Origin of the sequence: Streptomyces varsoviensis (assembly GCF_000718635.1) — a bacterium.
Taxonomy (GTDB): Bacteria; Actinomycetota; Actinomycetes; order Streptomycetales; family Streptomycetaceae; genus Streptomyces; species Streptomyces varsoviensis.
In genome coordinates this window covers 41,290-61,042 of record NZ_JOBF01000009.1, presented here as the reverse complement: position 1 = coordinate 61,042, position 19,753 = coordinate 41,290, and the positions used below count along the sequence as shown (strand labels likewise).

16 protein-coding genes are annotated in these 19,753 nt (G+C 72.7%); 8 read left to right on the top strand and 8 right to left on the bottom strand.

Annotated elements, in window-relative coordinates; translation table 11 throughout:
- The first annotated feature begins 139 nt into the window (after window positions 1-139).
- The 4 genes from IF55_RS14750 (at window position 140) to IF55_RS14735 (ending at window position 4,314) form a co-directional block, all read left to right on the top strand.
- On the top strand, window positions 140-487 hold the full coding sequence (locus tag IF55_RS14750) for a hypothetical protein (protein WP_030885710.1): 348 nt from the start codon (window positions 140-142) through the stop codon (window positions 485-487).
- Window positions 488-785: 298 nt separating this feature from the next.
- Window positions 786-2,348, top strand: a complete 1,563-nt coding sequence (locus IF55_RS14745; protein ID WP_048831979.1) for an SDR family oxidoreductase — start codon at window positions 786-788, stop codon at window positions 2,346-2,348.
- 172 nt (window positions 2,349-2,520) lie between these two features.
- Window positions 2,521-3,909: a cryptochrome/photolyase family protein gene (locus tag IF55_RS14740; RefSeq protein ID WP_030885704.1), complete on the top strand. Its 1,389-nt coding sequence runs from the start codon at window positions 2,521-2,523 to the stop codon at window positions 3,907-3,909.
- A 96-nt stretch (window positions 3,910-4,005) separates the two neighbouring features.
- Window positions 4,006-4,314 carry a hypothetical protein gene (locus IF55_RS14735; RefSeq protein ID WP_030885701.1) on the top strand — a complete coding sequence of 103 codons (309 nt, stop codon included), beginning with the start codon at window positions 4,006-4,008 and terminating at the stop codon, window positions 4,312-4,314.
- An 18-nt stretch (window positions 4,315-4,332) separates the two neighbouring features.
- On the opposite strand, the gene IF55_RS14730 is transcribed toward IF55_RS14735, so the two are convergent.
- The 6 genes from IF55_RS14730 to IF55_RS14705 form a co-directional block, all read right to left on the bottom strand.
- A complete protein-coding gene (locus tag IF55_RS14730) occupies window positions 4,333-4,545 on the bottom strand; it encodes an EF-hand domain-containing protein (protein ID WP_030885697.1) in 213 nt (70 codons plus the stop codon).
- A 115-nt stretch (window positions 4,546-4,660) separates the two neighbouring features.
- Window positions 4,661-5,290 carry an N-acetylmuramoyl-L-alanine amidase gene (locus IF55_RS14725; RefSeq protein WP_030885694.1) on the bottom strand — a complete coding sequence of 210 codons (630 nt, stop codon included), beginning with the start codon at window positions 5,288-5,290 and terminating at the stop codon, window positions 4,661-4,663.
- A gap of 591 nt (window positions 5,291-5,881) precedes the next feature.
- Window positions 5,882-6,385 (bottom strand): ATP-binding protein, encoded by a 504-nt coding sequence (locus IF55_RS14720; RefSeq protein ID WP_030885692.1) that lies wholly within the window; start codon window positions 6,383-6,385, stop codon window positions 5,882-5,884.
- A 262-nt stretch (window positions 6,386-6,647) separates the two neighbouring features.
- Window positions 6,648-7,415, bottom strand: coding sequence for an enoyl-CoA hydratase/isomerase family protein (locus tag IF55_RS14715; protein ID WP_030885688.1), 768 nt, complete (start codon window positions 7,413-7,415; stop codon window positions 6,648-6,650).
- A gap of 109 nt (window positions 7,416-7,524) precedes the next feature.
- Window positions 7,525-8,697 carry a L,D-transpeptidase gene (locus IF55_RS14710; protein ID WP_030885685.1) on the bottom strand — a complete coding sequence of 391 codons (1,173 nt, stop codon included), beginning with the start codon at window positions 8,695-8,697 and terminating at the stop codon, window positions 7,525-7,527.
- A gap of 281 nt (window positions 8,698-8,978) precedes the next feature.
- On the bottom strand, window positions 8,979-10,205 hold the full coding sequence (locus IF55_RS14705; RefSeq protein WP_030885682.1) for a L,D-transpeptidase: 1,227 nt from the start codon (window positions 10,203-10,205) through the stop codon (window positions 8,979-8,981).
- A 324-nt stretch (window positions 10,206-10,529) separates the two neighbouring features.
- Here IF55_RS14705 and glgX point away from each other — a divergent pair, with 324 nt between their 5' ends.
- From glgX to IF55_RS14690, 3 genes are read left to right on the top strand one after another with little or no spacing between them, the layout of a single operon-like run.
- Window positions 10,530-12,986, top strand: coding sequence for a glycogen debranching protein GlgX (gene glgX, locus IF55_RS14700; protein ID WP_078644393.1), 2,457 nt, complete (start codon window positions 10,530-10,532; stop codon window positions 12,984-12,986).
- Between the two features lie 34 nt (window positions 12,987-13,020).
- Complete coding sequence (locus IF55_RS14695) at window positions 13,021-14,895, top strand: ABC transporter ATP-binding protein (RefSeq protein ID WP_030885676.1); 1,875 nt, start codon at window positions 13,021-13,023, stop codon at window positions 14,893-14,895.
- Window positions 14,892-16,748, top strand: a complete 1,857-nt coding sequence (locus IF55_RS14690; RefSeq protein WP_030885673.1) for an ABC transporter ATP-binding protein — start codon at window positions 14,892-14,894, stop codon at window positions 16,746-16,748. The genes IF55_RS14695 and IF55_RS14690 overlap by 4 nt, the downstream gene beginning before the upstream one ends.
- 127 nt (window positions 16,749-16,875) lie before the next feature.
- Here IF55_RS14690 and IF55_RS14685 read toward each other — a convergent pair whose 3' ends face one another.
- The gene (locus IF55_RS14685; RefSeq protein ID WP_030885670.1) at window positions 16,876-17,802 is read right to left on the bottom strand and encodes an SDR family oxidoreductase; all 927 of its coding nucleotides are present in this window, start codon (window positions 17,800-17,802) and stop codon (window positions 16,876-16,878) included.
- A gap of 201 nt (window positions 17,803-18,003) precedes the next feature.
- On the opposite strand from IF55_RS14685, the gene IF55_RS14680 reads away from it, so the two are divergent.
- Window positions 18,004-18,570, top strand: a complete 567-nt coding sequence (locus IF55_RS14680; protein WP_030885666.1) for a TetR family transcriptional regulator — start codon at window positions 18,004-18,006, stop codon at window positions 18,568-18,570.
- Window positions 18,571-18,692: 122 nt separating this feature from the next.
- On the opposite strand, the gene IF55_RS14675 is transcribed toward IF55_RS14680, so the two are convergent.
- Entirely contained in the window at window positions 18,693-19,667 is a 975-nt protein-coding gene (locus IF55_RS14675; protein ID WP_030885664.1) for an alpha/beta hydrolase, read from the bottom strand.
- Between the last annotated feature and the right edge of the window lie 86 nt (window positions 19,668-19,753).

Genomic DNA, 19,753 nt, shown 5'->3' with positions numbered 1-19,753 from the left:
GCATTACCCCGTGTGGGTGTGGAGGGACGATTCTGCTTCGTCCTTTCGAGTGGACGATGGCTTTGCGGCCACCGAGTTGGGCAGCGACGAGGAGCTGTAGCACCACCTAGAACCAGCTCACATCAAAGGGGTTGTCCTCGTGCGCTTTCGAACCTTCACGGCCGCCGTCGTCAGTGGGCTCGCGCTGCTCGCCGTCGTGCCCGGCTCCGCCTCCGCCGCCGAGGGGCAGTTCCGGTACACGTACCGGACCGCCGAGGGGTACGAGGCCTCCGGGTACCTGAACGACCCGGGGAGCGGGAGGTGCATCAACCTGCGCGGCGTCGGATCGGACGCCCTGCCGCCCGGGTACTCGCCGAAGAACCGGACGGACCGGACCGCCACGGTCTTCCTGCACGCCAATTGCGTCGGCGACGAGTACTTCTCCCTGCGGCCGCACACCGGCGGCGGCTCCGAGCGGTTGAAGGTGCGTTCCGTCCTCTTCTCCTGAACGAGCAACGCTCGAACAAGCACGCCCGAACGGGCAACGCTCGAACGGTCACCGCTCAGCCGGTCACCGCTCAGCCGCCGGTGTGCGGCCGAGCCCTTCCCGCCGCGCCCGTACGGCTCGTCCGTACGGGCGCGGTCCGGGTCCGGGTACCAACCATGGCCCGGACCGGTCCGCTCCGGCGGCGCCCGGGAGGCGGAAACGCCTGCGCCGGGGGACGGTGGGCATGCACAGACCCGCAGGCCCACAGCCCCACAGACGCGCCGGACAACGGAATCGGGACGGGACGGGACGAGAGACCATGAGTGACAGTGAATCGCGGCGCTGCCTGGTGACCGGCGCCACGGGCTACCTCGGCGGCCGGCTCGTACCCGAACTGCTGGCCGCCGGGCACCGGGTGCGCTGCCTCGCGCGGTCCCCGGAGAAGCTGCGCGACCACCCCTGGGCCGGCGACGTCGAGATCGTACGCGGCGATGTCACGGACGCCGAGTCGGTCGGCGACGCGCTGCGCGGCATGGAGGTCGCGTACTACCTGGTGCACGCGCTCGGCACGGGCTCCGGGTTCGAGGAGACCGACCGCCGGGCCGCCCGGATCTTCGGCGAGCAGGCCCGCGCGGCGGGCGTGCGGCGCATCGTCTACCTGGGCGGCCTCACTCCGGCGGGCGTCCCGGACCGCGAACTCTCCCCGCACCTGCGCTCGCGCGCCGAGGTGGGCCGCATCCTCCTCGGCTCCGGCGTGCCGGCCACCGTCCTGCGCGCCGCCGTCGTCATCGGGTCGGGTTCGGCCTCCTTCGAGATGCTGCGCTACCTCACCGAACGGCTGCCCGTGATGGTCACTCCGAGCTGGGTGCGTACCCGGATCCAGCCGATCGCCGTCCGGGACGCCCTGCGCTATCTCGTCGGCAGCGCGACCATGCCCGACGACGTCTGCCGCGCCTTCGACATCGGCGGCCCGGACGTCCTCACCTACCGGCAGATGATGAGCCGGTACGCGGCCGTGGCCGGGCTGCCGGACCGCCTCATCGTGCCCGTGCCGCTGCTCTCGCCGGGTCTCTCCAGCTACTGGGTCGGCCTGGTGACCCCGGTGCCCCGGTCCATCGCCCGACCGCTCGCGGAGTCCCTGCGCCATGAGGTGGTGTGCGCCGAGCACGACATCGCGCGGTACGTGCCCGACCCACCCGGCGCGCCCCTCGACTTCGACGCGTCCCTCGCCCTGGCGCTCCAGCGGGTCCGGGACGCGCGGGTCAGCACCCGCTGGTCGTCGGCGTCCGTGCCCGGCGCGCCCAGCGACCCGCTTCCCACGGACCCCGGCTGGGCCGGCGGCAGCCTCTACACCGACCGCCGCGAACGGACCGTCGACGCCGGCCGGGAGGAGTTGTGGCGGGTCATCGAGAGCATCGGCGGCGAGAACGGCTGGCACTCCTACCCGCCCGCCTGGGCCGTAAGGGGCTGGCTCGACCGGCTGGTCGGCGGGGTGGGGCTGCGGCGCGGGCGCCGGGACGCCCAGCGGCTGCGGGTCGGGGACTCGCTGGACTTCTGGCGGGTCGAGGAGATCGAGCGCGGACGGCTGCTGCGGCTGCGCGCCGAGATGCGGCTGCCGGGGCTGGCGTGGCTGGAGATGTACGCGGACGACGCCGCCGCGGGACGGTCGCGGTACCGGCAGCGGGCCCTGTTCCACCCGCGCGGCCTGCTCGGCCACGCCTACTGGTGGAGCGTGGCGCCGTTCCACGCCCTGGTCTTCGGCGGTATGGCCCGCAACATCGCCCGCGCCGCCGAGTCCGCCGAGCGTGCCGAGTCCGCTGAGTCGGCTGAGTCCGCCGAATCCTCCGAGTCAGCCGGCGCGAAGGCCGCCCCCCGACCCTGATCGCGGCAGCCGATGCGAAGGCCGCCCCCAGACCCTGATCGCGGCAGCCGACGCGGAGACCGCCCCCCGGCTCTGATCGCGGCAGCCCGCCGCCCCGTCCTCCCCCCGCCCCGGCCCATCAGTTCGTAAGCCGTACCCCCGACCCGCCGCCCCCTTCCGAGAAGGACCCCGCGTGAGCGTTTCCGTGGTGCTGTTCACCTCCGATCTGCGCGTGCACGACAACCCCGTGCTGCGCGCCGCGCTGCGCGAGTCCGACCGGATCGTCCCGCTGTTCGTGGTGGACGACGGGGTGCGCGACGCCGGGTTCGACGCGCCGAACCGGCGCGCGTTCCTCGCCGACTGCCTCGCCGACCTGGACGCCTCGCTCCGCTCGCGCGGCGGCCGCCTGGTGCTGCGCCGCGGTGACGTGGTCGATCGGGCGTGTTCCGTGGCGGCCTCCGTACGGGCGTACCGGCTGCACGTCGCGGCCGGGGTGAGCCGCTACGCGCTGCGCCGGGAGGAACGGCTGCGGGCCGCGCTGGCGGAGGCCGGCCGCGAGCTGGTGGTGCACGACGCGGTGGTCACGGCCATCGCGCCAGGCCGCCTCACGCCGTCCGGCGGCGACCACTACGCCGTGTTCACGCCGTACTTCCGCCGCTGGAGCCAGGAGGGCGTACGGGCCGCGGTGGGCGCGCCGCGCACGGTACGGGTCCCCGATGCCGCCGAGGCGCCCGGCATCGCCGGCGAGCCGCTGCCGTCCCGCGCGAAGATCACCGGCGTGTCCGAGGGGCTGGCCGAGGGCGGCGAGACGGCGGGCCGGCGGCGGCTGCGGGCGTGGTGTTCCGGCGGCCTGGACCGGTACGAGGCCGGCCAGGACGACCTGGCGGGCGACGCCACCTCCCGGCTCTCGCCGTATCTGCACTTCGGCGCGGTGTCGGCGGCCGAGGCCGTACAGCGGGCGCGGCGGCGTCCGGGGCCCGGGGCCGACGCGTTCGTACGGCAGATCGCCTGGCGCGACTTCCACCACCAGGTGCTCGCCGCCCGACCCGACGCCTCCACGGCCGACTACCGGCCGCGGGGCGACCGGTGGCGCGAGGACGCGGCGGAGATCGCGGCCTGGCGTGCGGGGCGTACGGGCTATCCGCTGGTGGACGCGGCGATGCGGCAATTGCGGCACGAGGGGTGGATGCACAACCGGGGCCGGATGCTGGCGGCGAGCTTCCTGACCAAGACGCTCTACACGGACTGGCGGGTGGGCGCCCGGCACTTCCTGGATCTCCTGGTGGACGGGGACATCGCCAACAACCAGCTCAACTGGCAGTGGGTCGCGGGCACCGGCACCGACACCCGGCCCAACCGGGTGCTCAACCCCGTGACCCAGGGCAAGCGCTTCGACCCGCGCGGCTCGTACGTACGCCGCTGGGTGCCGGAGCTGGCGGAGGTCCCGGACCGGTACGTGCACGAGCCGTGGCGGCTGAAGGACGAGGGCGGCGCGCCGGCCGACCATCCCGCCGATTACCCGGCCCCGATCGTCGGGCTGTCCCGGGGCCGCGAGCGCTTCGAGCGGGCGCGCGGCGCGTAGGCCGGCCGGCCCGGTGACACGCCCTGGTGCCGCGACCGGCGCCGCCCGCACCCCGCCCACACGGCGTTGTCAGTGGCGGCGCGTACGCTCCGGAGCATGAGTTACGCAGACCTGCGCGAACTCCAGAGCGCGCTCAGCACCGCCTCGGACATCGCCTTCTCGATCGAATCCGCGCCCGCGGCGCACGAGGCCGACCAGCTCGTGGACGCGCTGCGCCGGGCGCTGGCCGCCGCGAGCTCCCTGGGGACGGGCGGCGGGGCCACAGGCTGCCCGGAGCATCCGCGAGGGGCGGTGGACCCGCTGTTCGGCGACAAGAACGATCCGCTGCCGCCGGGGTGGGGCCGCTGCCTGCTCTGCAACGACCGGCGGCGGCGGGCCAGCGCGCAGCGCCGGGGCTGGCGCTGACCCGGGCCGCCGCCGCGGTCAGTGGTTGATGGCGGCCCAGAACTCCTCGAAGGAGAGGACGCCGTCGTCGTTGGCGTCCTTGGCGTTGATGACGGCCTGGGCGACGCTCTCGGTGACGTAGGGGTCGCCCAGCTCGGCCATCACCTTCTTGTACTCGGCGGCGGTGACCAGTCCGTCGCCGTCCTTGTCGTACCGCTGGAACGCGGTACGCGCCGCCTCTATGTCCGCCATGGGTCCACCCCTGTCTGTGTGCTGATCCAATGCCGGTGTGCTTGTCCGACCGGCACAGATTAGCGGTAGCGCCGGACGGCGCCGCGACGGAGACGCCCTCGGAACCCCGGCCGCCTCAGGCTTCGTTGACGAGCCTCAGGTATCTGTTCCAGTCCCAGTACCGGCCGGGGTCGGTGTGGTCCGTGCCGGGCACTTCGACGTGGCCGATGATGTGGCCGCGCGTTTTGGGGATGGCGTAGCGGTCGCAGATGGCCGCGGTGAGCTTGGCCGAGGCGCGGTACATGGCGTCGGTGAGGTACTCCGGCTTGTCGACCCATCCCTCGTGCTCGATGCCGATGCTGCGGGTGTTGTGGTTCCAGTTGCCGGCGTGCCAGGCGACGTCCTTCTCGCGGACGAACTGGCCGATGTACCCGTCGGCGGAGGCGATGGCGTAGTGCGCGGAGACCTTCGAGGACGGGTCCTTGAAGATCTTCATCGTGGTGGGGAAGGTCGCCTGCGTCACATGGATGATGACGAGGTCGACGGGGTACGCGCCGGGGCGGTTGGAGACCGTGTAGTTGGCGGTGCTGGCGGGGATCCAGTGGAGCGGCGGGTACGACGGGTCGGGCTTGGGGTCGGCGGCCGCGTCGTGGCCGTCCATGCGGGAGACGGCGGTGATGCCGAGGCCCGCGGCGCCGAGGAGGGTCGCACCGCGCAGGAGGCGCCTGCGGGACAGGCCGGGTCTGTGGTGCTCAAGCTCTGCCATGCGTACTCCCGAGTCCGTAGCTGCTGATACAGGCAGGTGCATGCCACTCACTGGCGCCCCTCCATGCTGAGGTTTCAACGACTCCACGCCAAGAACCGCACGGCACGGAGAGTTTTCCGCGCCTCTTTTCCGGGATTTCCTGGGGGCAATTCCGCTGCGGCGGCGGGCAATTGGGCACGGGCGTCACGGGCGGCGGCGTGTCCGTCGGCCAGCCGCCCATTATCCCACCCACCGGAACACGATTCCCTTGGGCACATACCCATTCACCCATTGTTTGCAAGGCTCGTGTCACATGTCACCTTGGATTCACTTTTCTTTTGTCCGTTTTAGTGGGGCATTTTCCGCTATGGCGCATTAGCAGGACAGCGCCCCGTCTGACATAGTCGGTCTCACGACCCCCATTGACCCGGGCCAGGTCGACCACAGCGCCGTGGACCACACCCCTTTCGTCCACGGCGACACGCAGAGGCCCCCGCGCCGTCGCAAGACGACGGATGGGGGCCTCTGCGTTTTCCGTCCCCGCCCCGGCCGCACCGCGCTCGGCGCCGGGCGATCGGCGGCCCACACGGCGGCCGGCGTCGAGCCGCGCCCTCAGCGGTCGGCGGCGCGCATCTCGAACCAGGTCGTCTTGCCGCGCGGCAGCAGGTCCACCCCCCAGCGATCCGAGAGCTTGTCCACCAGAAAGAGGCCGCGACCGCTGATGTCGAGCTCTTGCACCGGCATCAGGCAGGGCAGCCCCCGGGACGGATCGCGGACCTCGACCCGTATCCAGCCACGCCGCCGGTGTATCCGCAGCCCGAAGGAGCGGGCGCCCGTGTGCCGGACCGCGTTGCCGACCAGTTCGGACACCAACAGGACGGCGTACTCGGAGAGTTGGGGGGACATTCCCCACTTGCGCAGCACTACGCACTGGGTCAGCCGGCGGGCGGAGGCGGCGGATTCCGGGCGGGAGGGCAATCGCACCTCGTGGGCCGTCGGGTCCCCGAACAGCTCGAACGCCTTGACCGTCAGTTCGTCGTCGACGGTCGGCGTCCACCGCGCCCCGGCCATAGCGGCTCGCGGCTGCGGCTGCCCCATTTCCTCCAAGCCCGCCATGGCTCCATCATGGCCGTCAAAATGCCCCTCCGGGGTGGAACAGAGGGATTCATCAGGCCGGAATCCGCCGTTCCGCGCAACCCTCCCGACATATGCCAACGGCAGTTAATCTCCCGGACCACCCCGCTGACCAGCGGTGACCTCTCGCGCACGGAAGATCACCGAACGCCTGTGGGCGGGAAAAATTAGGCTGGCCGAAGCCCGGGATAATTCCCCCGCAAGGAGCACCGGCCATCGAGCACTCCCCATAACTCACAGGGAATCAGCGGAACTTGGCCTTGCCGGGCCCGTCCTCGACGAAGCTCCGCATCCCGGTCTCCCGGTCCTCGGTCGCGAACAGCCCCGCGAACCAGCCGCGCTCGATGGCCAGCCCGGTGTCGATATCGGTCTCCAGCCCCGCGTCGACGGACTCCTTGGCCGCGCGCAGCGCGATGGCGGGCCCCGCGGCCAGCCTCGCGGCCCACGCGTGCGCCTGCTCGTACACCTCCTCGGCCGGTACGACCCGGTCGACGAGCCCGATCGACAGCGCCTCGTCCGCCCGCACCTGGCGGCCGGTGAAGATCAGGTCCTTGGCCTTGGACGGGCCGACGAGCCGGGCCAGCCGCTGCGTGCCGCCCGCGCCGGGGATCAGGCCCAGCAGGATCTCGGGCTGGCCGAGCTTGGCGTTCTCCGCGGCGATCCGGTAGTCCGCGCAGAGCGCCAGCTCGCAGCCGCCGCCGAGCGCGTACCCGGTGACGGCGGCGACGACGGGCTTGGGGATGCGGGCGACGGCGGTGAAGGCGCCCTGGAGGTCGCCGGCGCGGGAGACCATCGCGGCGTGGTCCATGTCCCGCATCTCCTTGATGTCCGCGCCGGCCGCGAACACCTTCTCCCCGCCCCAGATCACCACGGCGCGCACGTCCTCGCGCCGCGTCGCCTCCTCGGCGAGCTCCCGCAGCCGGTCCTGGGTGGCGGAGTCCAGCGCGTTCATCGGCGGGCGGTCCAGGCGGATGGTGCCGACGCCGTCGGCGGCCTCAAGATGCACAGTCATGGCAGCAGGTTAGCTGCCGTTAACACCCTTCGCGCCGGTGCGTTCGGTCACAGGCAGACCGCGGGGGCGGCGGCGGTCCGGACGCCGCCGCCCGCCGCCGCCCCGCCCGTCAGCGCCGGGTCCACTCGGCCCAGGACATGTTCCAGCCGTTGAGGCCGTTGTCCGGCTGGATGGTCCGGTCCTTGGAGTTCTTCACGATCACCACGTCGCCGATGAGCGAGCCGCGGTAGAACCAGGCGGCCGGGGTCGACGGGTCGCCGCCGCCGCGCTGGTCGAAGAGGCCGACGCAGCCATGGCTGGCGTTGACCGAGCCGAAGGTGCCGGCGCCCGACCAGTAGTTGCCGTGGATGAAGGTGCCCGAGGTGGACAGCCGCATCGCGTGCGGCACGTCCTTGATGTCGTACTCCCCGCCGAAGCCGACCGTCTCGCCGTTCATCCGCGTCACGTCGTACTTCTCGCTGATCACCATCTGCCCGTTGTACGTCGGGTTGGACGGGCTGCCCGAGGTGATGGGGATGGTCTTGACGAGCTTGCCGTCGCGCTCGACGGTCATCTTCTTGGAGCTCGCGTCCACCGTGGAGACCTGGGAGCGGCCGATGGTGAACTTCACGGTCCGCGTCTGGGTGCCGTACACGCCGGGGCGGCCCTCGACGCCGTTGAAGTCGAACGAGAGCGTCACCTTGGTCCCCGCCGCCCAGTACTTCTCCGGGCGGAAGTCGATCCGGTCGTTCCCGAACCAGTGCCCCTTGATCGGTACGGACGGCTCGGCCGTCACCTTGATCGCCGCCTCGACGGCCTTCGGGTCGGTGATGCCGCGGCTGAACTTGAGGGAGACGGGCATGCCGACGCCGACCGTCGAGCCGTTCTCCGGGGTGTAGTAGCCGACGAAGGTGTTCTTCGGGGTGAGCGTGGTGAAGACGGAGTGCTTGGCGGCCTCCCGGCCGTCCTCGTCGCGCGCGACGGCGTCCACCGTGTACTTGGTGGCGGCGCCCAGGTGCCCGGTCGGCGTCCAGGCCGTACCGGCGGCGGTTATCTTGCCGTCGACCTCGTTCCCCTTGGAGTCGACGACCTTCACCGTCTTCAGCGTGCCCTTGTCGGCGGTGACCTTGAGGACGCCGCTGGTCGCGGCGTCGGTCGTGCCGTCCTTGGGCTCGATGGTCACCACGGCCCGCGACTCGGCCTTGTCCCCGAGCTTCGCGCCCGCCTTCTTCCCGTCGTCCGAGCCGCCGCCCCCGCCGCACGCGGTCACCAGCAGCAACAACGCCCCGAGCAGCAGTGCCAACAGGCCCTGCCGCCGCCTCCCCGATCCCGGCTGCGCATACAAAGCGGTCGTCTCCCCTCGAACGGCCCGCGGCCCCGCGGCATATCCACAGCGCGCCACACCGCGCATGGCGATAGATAACCACAGGGCACTGACAGATCACCTTCCTCCAATGTCACCGTTCGGTCCCAAGTGGGGCCGCTGGTACGGGCCGTGCGGGCGGTCGTACTGAGGCGTGTCCGGAAGGCGTGAATCGTACGGTCCGTTCCGGCGGGCTCCGATGGGCCGCCGGGGCGCGGGGCTCAGCGCAGCGCCGAGCCGGCCCGCCACCGCTCCCACGGCATGTTCCAGCCGCTGAGCCCGTTGTCCGGCGCGACCGAGCCGTCCCGCGAGTTGACCACCTCGACGACGTCGCCGATCAGCGTCTTGCCGAAGAACCAGCCGGCCGGGGTGGCGGGGCTGCCGCCTTGCTCGTCGCGGAGCCCCACGCAGCCGTGGCTGGTGTTGGCGGAGCCGAACGTCCCCGGCGGAGCCCAGTAGTTGCCGTGCAGGAACGTCCCGGAGGCCGTCAGCCGCATCGCGTGCGGCACGTCCTCGATGTCGTACTCGCCGCCGAAGCCGACCGTGTCGCCGTTCATCCGCGTCACGTCGTACTTCTCGCTGACCACCAACTTGCCGTTGTACGTGGGGTTCTTGGGCCCGCCCGCGGTGACCGGCAGGGTCGCGATCCGCCGGCCGTCGCGGACGACGGTCATGGTGTGGGCGGCGGCGTCCACGGTGGAGACCTGGGAGCGGCCGATGGTGAAGGCGACCTTCTTCTGCTGGATGCCGTACGCCCGCGCCGCGCCGCGCACGTCGCGCAGCCGCAGGTCGAGCGTGACCTTGGTGCCGGGCTTCCAGTACGCGCGGGGGCGGAAGTCGAGGCGGCCGGGGCCGAACCAGTGGGCGGCCACCTCGGTCCGCGGCTCGGCCGTGACGCGCACGGCGCGTTCGACGGCGGCCCGGTCGGTGACGGGCCGGTTGAAGTCCAGGGAGACGATCATTCCGGTGCCGACGGTGGAGCGGTCCTCGGGCCGGAAGTAGCCGATGAAGCGGTGCTCGGGCACGTACGTGGTGAACGCGGTGTGCCGGGCGGCGCGGTGGCCGCGCTCGTCCCGGGCGACGGCGTCCACGGTGTATTTGGCGGCGAGGCGCAGGCCGGCCGGGCCGGTGGGCCGCCAGCGGCGGCCGTCGGCCGAGATCCGGCCCGGTACGGTCCGCTCGTCGCCGTCCGCCACGGCGGCGACCCGTACCCGCTCCAGCTTTCCGCCGGGGGCGTCCACCGTGAGGGCGTCCGCCGCGCGTACGCCTCTCGCGCCGTCGCGTGGAACGACGGTGATGACTTCCTCGGGCGGCCGTGCGCCGTCGTCCGGCGCGGGGCCGCCGCGGCCGCACCCCGTGAGCGCCGCGAGCCCCGTGAGCGCCGATACGGCCGTCGCGAAGCAGAGTCTGGCCCCCGTGCGCGCCCCGCGCTTCGTTGCATGTGTCACGACCGGCCCAACGACCGTGCCCCACCGGGGGAAACGAGCGGACGGGGGGCCGTCGGGGCTGGCCGGGGGTGTGATGACATGCCCTGTTCTGGGAAGAACAGGTAAAAGGACGGGATCGCCTCGGCCCGGCCGGGACGCCGGGGCGATGGCGGTGCCGTCCCGCGCGCAGCAGGGAACAGCGGGTAACACCGAGATGAACGGCGCGATGAACAGCGGGGTGCACCGCGGGACGCGCAACGTGCCCCGCGGAGACCAGCAGAGATCAGCAGGGGTCAGCAGAACCCAGCAGGACCAGCCGTCCGCGAGCCGCCCGGAGGCGAACAGGTGTCGAGCGCAGCCGAGCAGCAGGCCGTCCAGGACGGACCGGCACAGACTCGTACGAACGGGGCCTCGCCCCCGGCCGCCCCGAGTCCGGCCGCCCCGGGCCAGACCGCGCCCGCCGGGGCCGCACCCGCCGGGCCCGGCGCGCGCAATGGCGGGCGACGGGCCGGGGCCCGGGTGTGGACCGGCAGTTCGGAACCGCTCGGTGCGCGCTTCCGGGTGGGCCCGGACGGGGTGGCGGGGACGAACTTCGCGCTGTGGGCGGGCGGCGCGGAAGCGGTCGAGCTGTGCCTGTTCGCGTCGGACGGCACGGAGACGCGCTGCGTCCTCGGCGAGCTGACGCACGAGATCTGGCACGGCTTCCTGCCCGGCGTGCTCCCCGGCCAGCGGTACGGCTACCGCGTCCACGGCCGCTGGGACCCCTGGATGGGGGCCCGCTGGAACCCGGCCAAGCTGCTCCTCGACCCGTACGCGCGCGCCGTGGACGGCGACTTCACCGGCTACGGGCCCACGGGGAGCGGGCGCGGCGCGCTCCCCGCCGAGCTGTACGGGCACGTGCGGGACTGGCCGCAGCAGCATGTGGCCGACACCGTGCGCGACGAGCGGGACTCGGCGCCGTACGTCCCCAAGGGCGTCGTCGTCCACGATGACGACGACTGGGCGGACGACCGCCGGCCGAAGACCCCGTGGGCCGATTCGGTCATCTACGAACTCCATGTGCGCGGCTTCACCATGCGCCATCCGCGCATCCCGGAGCGGCTGCGCGGCACGTACGCGGGGCTCGCGCACCCGGCGGCGATCGACCACCTCAAGGGGCTCGGCGTGACGGCCGTGGAGCTGCTGCCGGTGCACCAGTTCGCCCATGAGGACCATCTGCTGCGGCGGGGGCTCGGCAACTACTGGGGCTACAACTCGATCGGCTACTTCGCCCCGCACGCCGCCTATTCGGCGTCCGGGACGCGCGGCGAGCAGGTCGGCGAGTTCAAGCGGATGGTGCGGGCGCTGCACGCGGCGGGCATCGAGGTGATCCTCGACGTCGTCTACAACCACACCGCCGAGGCGAGCGAGTACGGGCCGACGCTGTCCCTGCGCGGCATCGACAACCGGGGCTACTACCGCCTCCAGGGCGATCTGCGCCGCTACGCGGACTACACGGGCTGCGGCAACACCCTCCATGTGGTGCAGCCCAATGTGCTGCGGCTGATAACGGACTCGCTGCGCTACTGGGTGACGGAAATGGGCGTCGACGGCTTCCGCTTCGACCTCGCGGCGGCGCTGGCGCGCTCCATGCACGACGTCGACATGCTCTCGCCGTTCCTCGCCGTCATCGCCCAGGACCCGGTGCTGCGGCGGGTCAAGCTGATCGCCGAGCCCTGGGACGTCGGCTCCGGCGGCTACCAGGTGGGGTCCTTCCCGCCGCTGTGGACCGAGTGGAACGACCGCTACCGGGACGCGGTGCGCGACTTCTGGCGGGGCGCCCTCCCGGACGTACGGGACCTCGGCTACCGGCTCTCCGGCTCCAGCGACCTCTACGCGTGGGGCGGCCGGCGCCCGTACGCGTCCGTCAACTTCATCACCTCGCACGACGGCTTCACCCTGCGCGACCTCGTCTCGTACGAGCACAAGCACAACGAGGCCAACGGGGAGGGCAACCGGGACGGCACCGACGACAACCGGTCGTGGAACTGCGGGGCGGAGGGCGAGGCCGGCGGCCCGGCCGTACGGGCGCTGCGGCGGCGGCAACTGCGCAACATGCTGACGACGCTGCTGCTGTCCACGGGGGTGCCGATGTTCGTCGCGGGCGACGAGATGGGGCGCACCCAGGGCGGCAACAACAACGCCTACTGCCAGGACGGCGAGACGAGCTGGGTGGACTGGTCACTGCTCGACGACCCCGGCTGGCGGGCGCTGCGCGATCTCACGGCCCGGCTGATCGCGCTGCGCCGCGCCCACCCGGTGCTCCGCCGCCGCGCCTTCTTCTCCGGCCGGCAGACCCCGGACGGGCTGCGGGACCTGGCCTGGTTCACGGCGGACGGGGCGGAGATGACGGAGGCGGACTGGTACGCGCCGACGGCGACGGTCGGCATGTACCTGTCGGGGCGGGACATCGCGCAGCGCGATCCGCAGGGCGTCCCGGTCGTGGACGACAGTTTCCTCGCGCTGCTGCACGCGGGCGAGGAGGCGATGCGGTGCACACTGCCGGGGGCGCCGTGGGCGGGCGCGTACGAGGTGCTGGTGGACACGGCGCACGAGTCGGGGGGCCGTTGGGCGGGTTCCCCGGACGAGCGGGCCGGTGTCCCGGATCAGGGCGGCGTACCGGATGGTGGGGCCGGGGTCCGGTACCGGGCGGGGTCGCGGCTGACGGTCGGGGCGCGCTCGGTCGTGCTGTTGAAGGTCGTCGAGGCGGCCGCGACCGGGCCGTTGCCGGTGCGGGCCGAGCCGCGCCGGAAAACCCGGTGAGCGTTGTCAGTGGTGAACCGTAGTCTCACCACTGATGTCGACGACGAGCGAGGTACCCCATCCGACGGACGGCGCGGAGCGAGCCCCGCGCCGCTCCGCCGTCCGTTCCCTGCTGCGCCTGCTGCCGTACGTACGGCCGGTGCGCGCCCGGCTCGGCACGGCGGCGGTGGTCGCCGTCGTGGCGTCCTGCCTGGGCCTGGTCATTCCGCTGGCCCTCAAATGGATCGTGGACGGCCCGGTCGCCGACCGCGATCCGTCGGGAGTGTGGCTGGGCGGCGGCATGCTGCTGCTCCTCGGCGTCGCGGAGGCGGGGCTGTTCGGGCTGCGGCGGTGGCTGGTGGCGCGGCCGCTGGCCCGGGTCGAGGCCGACATGCGACGGGACCTCTACCGGCATCTCCAGCGGCTCCCGGTCTCCTTCCACGACCGCTGGCCCTCGGGGCAGTTGCTCTCGCGGGCCACGACCGATCTGATGCTGCTGCGCATGTTCCTGGCGTTCCCGATGACGTTCCTGCTGGTCAACGGGGTCACGATCGTCGTCGGCTGCGTCATCCTGTTCATCCAGCAGTGGGGGCTGGGGCTGGTGCTGCTGGCCCCGATCGTGCCGATCGTGGTGCTGTGCTCGATCTTCGAGCACCGCTACTCGGTCGCGGCGCGCACCTCGCAGGACCAGATCGGCGACCTGACGACGGTCGTCGAGGAGAGCGTGCTGGGCATCCGCATCATCAAGGGCTTCGGCCGGCATCGGGCGCAGCAGCGCGCGTTCCGGGCGCTGTCGGGGCGCGTGCGCGGCACGGAGCTGCGCAAGGCCGGGCTGCTGGGCTGGCTCTGGGGCCTGATCACGACGCTGCCGGAGCTGGCGATCGCCGCGGCGCTCGTGCTGGGCACGGTGCAGGTCGCCGACGGCGTCCTGTCGGCGGGCACGCTCGTCGCGTTCCTGTCCACGGCGCTCGCGCTGCGCTGGCCGGTCGAGTCCATCGGCTTCCTGCTCGCGCTCAGCAACGAGTCGGCGACGGCGACGGACCGGCTGTTCGAGGTGCTCGACGCGCCGGTGCCGGAGGACGTGGTGGCGGAGGCCGGGGCAGGGCGCGGGGTCGGTGCGAGCGAGCGGGTTGCCCACGGGAGTACGGAACCGGTGCGGCCGGAGGGGGACGGGCTGCGGCTGGACGGTGTGGGGTTCCGCTATCCCGACGCGCCGCCGCACGCCCCGGCGGTGCTGCGGGATGTGCGTCTGCACGTACGGCCGGGCGAGACCATGGCGCTGGTCGGGGCGACGGGCAGCGGCAAGACGACGCTCACGACGCTGATACCGCGGCTCCAGGAGCCGACCGAGGGCCGCATCACGCTCGACGGCATGGATGTGACGGCGCTGCCCCGGGAGCGGGTGCGCTCGCTGGTCGCGGTGGCGTTCGAGGAGGCCACGCTCTTCTCCGCCACGGTCGGCGAGAACGTCCTGATGGGCGCCGAGGACGCCACCGAGGACGACCTGGCGCGGGCGCTGGAGGTGGCGCAGGCCGGTTTCGTACACGAACTGCCCGAGGGCACGCGGACGCAGGTCGGCGAGCAGGGGCTGAGCCTGTCCGGCGGGCAGCGGCAGCGGCTCGCGCTGGCGCGGGCCGTGGTGGGCGGACCGCGGTTCCTCGTGCTCGACGATCCGCTCTCGGCGCTCGACGTGCATACGGAGGCGCTGGTGGAGGCGGCGCTGCGGGAGGCGCTGGCGGACACGACGGCGCTGATCGTCGCGCACCGCCCGTCCACGGTGCTGCTCGCCGACCGGGTGGCGCTGCTGTCCGGCGGCCGGATAGCGGCCGTCGGCACACACCAGGAACTGCTGCGCGGCAACGCCGAGTACGCGGCGCTGATGTCCGGCCACGACCGCCACGACAGCCACGAGGGGGGCGTACGACGATGAGCACCACCGTTTCCGATCAGCCGGCCACCGACGAGGAGCGCCCCGCGCCGCCGCCGGCGGCGGACGACTCGTTCGACCAGGACGTGCTGCCCGCGCCCAAGGGGGCGTCCTGGGCGCTGCTCCGCTCGCTGCTGAGGCCGGCCCGCGGGCGGGTGTGGGTGAGCGTCCTCGTGCTGCTGGTGCAGCAGGCGGCGGTACAGGCGGGCCCGCTGCTCGTGGCGTTCGCGATCGACCGCGCGGTGCCCGCGTTCCGGCGGCACGACTACGGCCCGTTGATCGCGGTGGGCACCGCCTACCTGGTCTGCGCCCTGCTCGCGGGCGCGCTGCAGCTCGCCTTCGTCCGGCTCTCCGCGTGGATCGGCCAGGACGCGCTGCTCGATCTGCGGGGCCGGATCTTCCGGCACGCGCAGGCGCTGAGCGTGGACTTCCACGACCGGTACACCTCCGGGCGGCTCATCTCCCGCGCCACGACGGACGTCGAGTCGATCCGCGAACTGCTCAACGACGGGCTCCAGGAGCTGATCGGCGTCGCCCTGTCGACGGTGTTCATCTCGGCGATGCTGCTCTACCTCGACTGGGGGCTGGGCGGCGCGGCGCTGCTCGTCTTCGTGCCGCTGGCGCTGCTCGTGGGGAACTTCCGGCGCCGTTCGATGATCGCCTACCGGGCGCGGTCCACGGCCATGGCACAAGTGATCGTGAAGTTCGCGGAGACCATGAACGGCATCCGCCCGGTGCAGGCGTTCCGCCGGGAGCGTGCCAACGAGGCGCGGTTCGCGGAGCTGAACCGGCGCCACGAGCGGCTCAACGGCTCGGCGATCCTGGAGATGGCGCGCTACGTCGTCTCGTCCCGGCTGGTGGCGAACTCGGCGCTGGCCGCGATGGTGGTGTGGGGCGCGTACCGCGTCGCCTCCGGCGAGCTGGCGCTGGGCGTGCTCGCGGCGGCCGCGCTCTATCTGCGGCGGCTGTACGACCCGATCGACCGGCTGGGCATGTTCCTCAACTCCTACCAGTCCGCGGCCGCGTCGCTGGAGAAGATCGCGGGACTGCTCGCCCAGAGGCCCTCCGTACCGGAGCCGGCGTCCCCGCGCCCGCTGCCGGAGCCGCGCGCCGGCCGGGCGGGCCGCGAGGTCGTGTTCGACGGGGTGCGCTTCGGGTACCGCACGGGCGGCGAGGTGCTGCCCCGCTTCGACCTGACGCTGCGTGCCGGGCAGACGGTCGCGGTCGTCGGGGCGACGGGCGCGGGCAAGTCGACGCTGGCGAAGCTGCTCGCCCGGTTCTACGACCCGACGGGCGGCCGAGTCCTCCTGGACGGCGTGCCGCTCGCCGACCTGGCCACCTCCGAACTGCGCGGCAACGTGGTGATGGTGACGCAGGAGGCATTCCTCTTCTCCGGCACGGTGGGCGAGAACATCGCCATCGGCAAGCCCGGCGCCACGCCGGAGGAGATAGCGCAGGCGGCGAAGGCGATCGGCGCCCACGAGTTCATCGACGCCCTACCGGACGGGTACGACACGGACGTACGCAAACGCGGCGGCCGGATCTCGGCGGGCCAGCGGCAGCTCGTCGCCTTCGCCCGCGCCCTCCTCGCCGACCCGGCGGTCCTCATCCTCGACGAGGCCACGTCCTCCCTCGACATCCCGGGCGAACGGGCCGTGCAGCGCGCGATGGACACGGTGCTGCGCGGCCGCACGGCCGTGGTCATCGCGCACCGCCTCTCGACGGTGGAGATAGCCGACCGCGTCCTCGTCATGGCCGACGGCCGCATCGTCGAGGACGGCCCCCCGGCCGAGCTCATAGCGGGCACCGGTCGCTTCGCCGCCCTGCACCGCGCCTGGCGCGAGAGCCTGGTCTGACGGGGTTTCAGGCGGCAGGGGAAGGGGCCGAGACGGGGGCCGGCTCATTGCGGGCGAGGGCCGCTCAGGCGAGGACGGCCCGGCTCAGGCGGGTTCAGGCGGGGGCGGGCTCAGGCAGGGGCCCGGCTCAGGCGGGGTGGTTGGTGAAGTAGTGACCCTGGTCCAGGTCGTCGAGGAGGGTGGGACCGGTGGGGTGCCAGGGCAGCAGGTCGCGGGTGAGGGTGCTGGAGGCGGGACTGTCCAGGGCGATGAAGGACGCGAGCCAGCCGAAGTGGCCGGGGGCGTCGGCCGGGGGGATCGAGGCCGTGGGCAGGCCGAGGTGGCGGCCGATGACGTCCGCGATGTCGCGGATCGGCACGCCCTCCTCCGCCACCGCGTGCAGCGTCGAGCCCGCCGGAGCCGCTTCCAGCGCCAGGCGGAAGAGGCGCGCGGCGTCGGAGCGGTGGACGGCGTTCCAGCGGTTGGCGCCGTCGCCGACGTAGCCGGCGACGCCCTTCTCGCGGGCGGTGGCGACGATCTGGGCGAGGAAGCCGTGGTCCCCGTCGCCGTGCACGGTCGGCGAGAGCCGCACGACGGACGAGCGCACGCCGCGCTCCGCGAGCCCGACCGTCACCTGCGCGTTGACGGCCCTTTTGGCCGGCCCCTGGTCGCCTTCCTGGCCGGTCGCCTGGCCGTCGCGCTCGGTGGCGACGCGGCCCGGCGCCAGGCCGAGGAGGCCGCCGGCGATGACGAACGGACGGTCGGAGCCGGCGAGCGCCTCGCCGAACGCGTCGATGGCGCTCCGGTCCGCGTCGGCGGCCGCGTCGAAGCCGCCGCTGAACGCGATGTCGTGCTTGAAGGCGAGGTGGATCACCCCGTCGGACTCGGCGGCCGCGTCGCGCAGCGTGTCGAGGTCGTCGAGCGTGCCGCGGCGCACCTTGGCCCCGGCGTCGGCGAGCGCGGCGGCCGAGGCGTCCGAGCGGGCGAGCCCGACGACCTCGTGGCCCGCGCCGATGAGTTCGGGGACGACGGCTGAACCGATCCAGCCGGATGCCCCGGTGACGAATACGCGCATGAGGAAACCTCCGGGTATGTCGACCGCCTCGCGCCCTGTGTACCAAGGCCCGTACGGGCGTACGGGCCCGGCGCGCCGGACGTGCGGGCGTACGGAGGTACGGGGAGCACGGACGACGTACGGGGCGGACAGTCGATGTCAGTAACTGCCATCGACTGTAGCACCCCCATGTCAGTCACTGCCATCACGTAGAATCCGCGTATGAGTCGATGGCAGCCCAACGCGCGCGGACGTCTTGAGCAAGCGGCGCTGGAACTGTTCGCCGAGCGCGGTTTCGAGCAGACCACCGCCGCGCAGATCGCCGAGCGCGCCGGACTCACCGAGCGGACGTTCTTCCGGCACTACGCCGACAAGCGCGAAGTGCTCTTCGGCCAGGCCCACCTCCTGGAGCAGGCCTTCGTCGACACCCTCACCGGCGTCCCGGAGTCGGCCGCGCCGATCGACGCGCTGGCCTCGACCCTGGAGACCATCGCCGAGCAGCACTTCGGCCATCACGAACGGGCCCGGCAGCGCCAGGCGGTCATCATGGCCAACGCGGAGCTGCGCGAACGCGAGTTGATCAAACTGGCATCGCTCTCCGCCGCCCTCGCCACCGCGCTGCGCCGCCGCGGCGTCCCCGACCCGGCCGCGAGCCTCACCGCGGAGGCGGGCATCACGGTCTTCAAGGTCGGGTTCGGCCGCTGGATCGGCGACAGCGGGGAGCGCCCCCTGGCCTACTTCCTCCGCGAAGCCCTCGACGGCCTCAAGGCGGTGACGGCCGGCATGTGATAGCAGCCATGTGACCGCAGGCATGTGACCGCCGGGAGACGATCACCGGGAGGTGGTCGCCGGGAGGCGGCCGTGAGCGCGGGGTCCGGCGAGCAGGCGGGCGGGGGCGGCGGGGCGGCGGCTCAGGCTTCGTGCAGCGCGGCCGTGAGGGCGTCGACGGCGAGCTTGCGGGCGACGTCGGCGGCGCGGGTGTCGCGCAGGCTGTCCAGCATCAGGAAGTCGTGGACCATGCCGGTCACGCGCACCGCGGTGACGTCCACCCCGGCCTCCCGCAGCCTGTTGGCGTACTGCTCGCCCTCGTCGCGCAGCACGTCGGCCTCGTCGGTGATGATCAGCGTGGTGGGCAGCCCCCGGAGCTGTTCGAGCGGGGCCCGGAGCGGGGAGGCGTACATCTCGGTGCGCTGGACGGGTTCGGTGGTGTACGCGTCCCAGAACCACTTCATGCCCTCGCGGGTGAGGTAGTAGCCCTCGGCGAACTGCCGGTAGGAGGGGGTGTCGAAGTCGGCGTTCGTGACCGGGTAGAGCAGGACCTGGGCCTTGAGGCCGAGCCCGGCCCGCTCCTTGTTCATCAGCGCGAACACCGTCGACATGCAGCCGCCGACGGAGTCGCCGGCGACGGCCACGCGCGAGGCGTCCAGGCCGTGTTCCGCGCCGTGCCGCAGCAGCCACTGCCCCACGGCGTAGTTCTGCTCGATCTGAGTGGGGTACTTCGCCTCCGGCGCGCGGTCGTAGACGGGGAAGACGCCCGCGGCGCCCGCGCCGACGGCGAGTTCGCGGAAGAGGCGGTCGTGGGTCTTCTCGTCGCCGAAGACCCAGCCGGCGCCGTGGATGTAGAAGACCACCGGCAGGGCGCCGTCGGCCCCCTTGGGCCGGATGACGCGCGTACGGACCGGGCCCCACTGGCCCGCGTCCACCTCGACCCACTCCTCCTCGACGTCCGGCCGAGCCACGCTGGTGTCGCTCTGGAGGCCGAGCAGGATCTCCCGCCCCTGCTCCGGAGGGACTTCGTAGATCCGCGGGTGCGGGTCGGTCGCCTCGGCCAGTTCCCGCGCGGCGGGTTCGAGGTAGGGGGTGAGGGGCGGAGGTATCTCGGTCATGTTCGCTCCATCTCCTGGGCTCGTGCCCACTGCTCACAGCCGACGGCCATCACGCGGAACGGCGCGAGTCCCCCGTTCTCCTCGCT

What these genes read in the sequence shown, in the direction of transcription:
- IF55_RS14745 (WP_048831979.1), top strand. Translation starts at nt 786, where the DNA reads ATGAGTGACAGTGAATCGCGGCGCTGCCTGGTGACCGGCGCCACGGGC.
- IF55_RS14735 (WP_030885701.1), top strand. Translation starts at nt 4,006, where the DNA reads ATGAGTTACGCAGACCTGCGCGAACTCCAGAGCGCGCTCAGCACCGCC.
- IF55_RS14730 (WP_030885697.1), bottom strand. Translation starts at nt 4,545, where the DNA reads ATGGCGGACATAGAGGCGGCGCGTACCGCGTTCCAGCGGTACGACAAG.
- IF55_RS14725 (WP_030885694.1), bottom strand. Translation starts at nt 5,290, where the DNA reads ATGGCAGAGCTTGAGCACCACAGACCCGGCCTGTCCCGCAGGCGCCTC.
- IF55_RS14720 (WP_030885692.1), bottom strand. Translation starts at nt 6,385, where the DNA reads ATGGCGGGCTTGGAGGAAATGGGGCAGCCGCAGCCGCGAGCCGCTATG.
- IF55_RS14715 (WP_030885688.1), bottom strand. Translation starts at nt 7,415, where the DNA reads ATGACTGTGCATCTTGAGGCCGCCGACGGCGTCGGCACCATCCGCCTG.
- IF55_RS14695 (WP_030885676.1), top strand. Translation starts at nt 13,021, where the DNA reads ATGTCGACGACGAGCGAGGTACCCCATCCGACGGACGGCGCGGAGCGA.
- IF55_RS14690 (WP_030885673.1), top strand. Translation starts at nt 14,892, where the DNA reads ATGAGCACCACCGTTTCCGATCAGCCGGCCACCGACGAGGAGCGCCCC.
- IF55_RS14685 (WP_030885670.1), bottom strand. Translation starts at nt 17,802, where the DNA reads ATGCGCGTATTCGTCACCGGGGCATCCGGCTGGATCGGTTCAGCCGTC.
- IF55_RS14680 (WP_030885666.1), top strand. Translation starts at nt 18,004, where the DNA reads ATGAGTCGATGGCAGCCCAACGCGCGCGGACGTCTTGAGCAAGCGGCG.
- IF55_RS14675 (WP_030885664.1), bottom strand. Translation starts at nt 19,667, where the DNA reads ATGACCGAGATACCTCCGCCCCTCACCCCCTACCTCGAACCCGCCGCG.